This window comes from Helicobacter muridarum (assembly GCF_000765805.2).
Taxonomy (GTDB): domain Bacteria; phylum Campylobacterota; class Campylobacteria; order Campylobacterales; family Helicobacteraceae; genus Helicobacter_A; species Helicobacter_A muridarum.
Genome location: NZ_JRPD02000054.1, coordinates 1 through 2,730 on the forward strand (window position 1 = coordinate 1; position 2,730 = coordinate 2,730).

General features: G+C 29.6%; 4 protein-coding genes and 1 pseudogene. All 5 read left to right on the top strand.

The annotated features are described in order from the left end of the window. Window positions 1-105 precede the first annotated feature (105 nt). On the top strand, window positions 106-297 hold the full coding sequence (locus tag LS73_RS10675) for an FAD/NAD(P)-binding protein (protein WP_407918748.1): 192 nt from the start codon (window positions 106-108) through the stop codon (window positions 295-297). Continuing rightward, window positions 261-458, top strand: a pseudogene (locus LS73_RS10480) (FAD/NAD(P)-binding protein); the annotation flags it as partial. The gene LS73_RS10675 and the pseudogene LS73_RS10480, both read left to right, overlap by 37 nt. A gap of 156 nt (window positions 459-614) precedes the next feature. Continuing rightward, complete coding sequence (locus LS73_RS10365) at window positions 615-935, top strand: hypothetical protein (RefSeq protein WP_052089557.1); 321 nt, start codon at window positions 615-617, stop codon at window positions 933-935. Between the two features lie 199 nt (window positions 936-1,134). Beyond that, window positions 1,135-1,737 carry a hypothetical protein gene (locus LS73_RS10370; RefSeq protein ID WP_052089559.1) on the top strand — a complete coding sequence of 201 codons (603 nt, stop codon included), beginning with the start codon at window positions 1,135-1,137 and terminating at the stop codon, window positions 1,735-1,737. A gap of 1 nt (window position 1,738) precedes the next feature. Then, window positions 1,739-2,656, top strand: a complete 918-nt coding sequence (locus LS73_RS09675) for a YbfB/YjiJ family MFS transporter (protein WP_233708914.1) — start codon at window positions 1,739-1,741, stop codon at window positions 2,654-2,656. Window positions 2,657-2,730: the final 74 nt, after the last annotated feature.

Here is a 2,730-nt window from a genome sequence, read left to right on the forward strand (position 1 = left end):
ATAGACTAGGTTGTATCACAAAATAAAAGGAAGATAATGCTAAGGATTAGGATAGTTGGTTTTGGTCCAAGAGGGTTATAATGTTTTACAAAGAAATTTAGCCAAATCACTCACGATAAGCTAGAGATTTATATTTTTGATCCAAGTTCTCTTGGGAGCGGTTGTCATAGCCCCAAACAATCTAGCAGATTGTTGGCTAATACCGTAGCTTCTCAAATGACTATTTTGCTGATGAAACAGTATGCCCTAATGAATTTTTTATCAAAGGAGCTAATTTTTATGAATTTTTATTATTAAGAGGACACAAAGCACATAAAAATGGCTACTATTCTAGAGTTTTACTAGGAGAATATCTTGAACATTCTTTTAAATATATTTCGAAACTCTGCCCTCAAGATACATCTATACATATCATTAAAGAATATGCACAATGTGTTATACAACAAGAAAAATATTTCATCATTTCTGGAAAAAATACAAAAATTGAAGTAGACAGTGTTTTTGTAACAACAGGACATAATCAAAGTCGAAATAATTTTCCTATATATTCAGCCTATCCATTAGAAAATTCAATTCAAAATATTTCTGCTAATGATGCAATAGGAATCAAAGGATTGGGGCTTAGCGCCATAGATGTAATCACAATGCTAACAAGTGGAAATGGCGGTTTTTTTGATCAATTAAATAACGAACTTATTTATAATCCATCAGGTAAAGAACCAAAAATTTTCGTATTTTCTAGATCTAATTTGCCACTTATGGCAAGAGCAATTACTCAAAAGGAGGCTAGAGAGCAATATCAACCTGTATTTTTTAGTAGCGCAATTATTAAAAAATTAAAAAAGACTTTAAAAAGCTTAATTTTGAAAAGCAAATTTTACCGCTTATTATTAAGGAAATGGAATATGTATATAGTTACACATATATTGCTTTAAAATCACAAGAAGATTCTTTTTTGTTTAGAAATGAATATCTTACTAGCACGGATAAACAAAATGTGCTTGATAAATATATTCCAAAATATGATCAGTTTAACTTTCATTCCTTAATCAATCCGTTACAAAAATTACAGATAAACAAAATTTTTATTATCAACTAATTAGTTATTTAGAAAATGATATAAAAGAAGCTCGTTTGGGTAATTTAACAAGTCCAATTAAATCAGCATGTGGTGTTTTACGTGACGTTAGAGATAACTTAAGGTTATGTGTTGATTTTGGAGGATTTGATGAAGAGTCATATAAATTCTTTATTCATTCATTTATCCCTATAAATAATCGATTATGTGTTGGTCCTCCGCTTGTTAAAATAGAAGAATTATTGGCTTTAATTAAAGCCAACATTGTAAATGTCTTGTATGATGTTAAAACAAAACATATAAAAAATATGCAGTTCCAATTAATTGACTCATTTAATAATTCTTATTATGTAAATAGATTAATTGATGCAAGAATTAATGAGAACAAAATTAATGATAATGCGCTTTTACAATCTCTTATCACTAATAATTTAGCTACAAAATTTAATTATGGAAATTTAGAATTAGAATGCTTGAAAATTGATGAAAACTTTTGTTCCATCAATAAAGACAATAAAATTATTGACAAATTATTCATCTTAGGATTACCGACAGAAGGAATTAAATTTTATACATTTATTTTACCTCGCCCTCATATTGTCTCTACATTTCTTTGTGATTCCAATAAGGCTGTAGATTGTCTTATCAAAAAGGTATAATATGATTTTACGCATTATTATTTGTTTCCTTTCAACTTTTGTGGCAAATGGCTTGGCAAGATTTGGATATGTTGTTTTAATCCCTATTATGATAATATCAGGTAGATTAAGTGAAAGTCAAAGTATTCAGCTAGGTATTGCCATTTTAGTTGGATATATTTTTGGTAGTTTTTTCATTAATTTTTTAAGAAAATTTATAAGTCTTGAAAACATTGCAAAACTAAGTTTTTTAATCATTTCTTTAAGTTTTTTTGCTTGCATGATAGAATCTTTACCTTTTTTCTGGGCGTGGTTATGGCGATTTTTCGCAGGTGTTGCAAGTGCTTCGTTGATGATACTCGCAGCACCACTTTCTTTGCCTTACACTAAAGAACGCTTCAGAGGAAGTGTAGGTGGCTTTGTGTTTAGCGGTATAGGGCTTGGTGCTGTCATTGGTGGCTTTACTCTACCATTTATAGCTCATGTAAATATTGATTTAGTTTGGATTGTTTTAGGTGGCGTGGTTTTTTGTATTTTTGTTTTCAGTCTTTTTTCGCTTCAAACACTTAAAAAGCCTAAACAAACGACACATAAGGATAATAAATTTAAAATTCCCTATGGATTATGGCTTCTTATTATTTCATATATTCTTAATGCCATAGGGTATTTACCTCATACGCTTTTTTGGGTTGATTATATTGTGAGAGAATTAAATTTTTCAACCTTGCTTGCTGGTTCATCTTGGGCTTTCTTTGGTATAGGAGCAGCTTTAGGGAGTCTAAGTAGCGGGATTTTAGCTGATAAAATTGGAATAAAAAATGCACATATTGTCGTATTACTTTTCAAAGCCTCATCTTGTTTTATTGCAGCTTTTGTTAATGATTTATTTTGGCTCAATTTCAGTATTTTTATTATGGGTTTTACAACAACGGTAATGTAACACTCACTAATTCCTTAGCATTAAAAATTGTTTCTAAAGAGCATTTTACCACAAGCTCAAGTTTTTTAACTCTT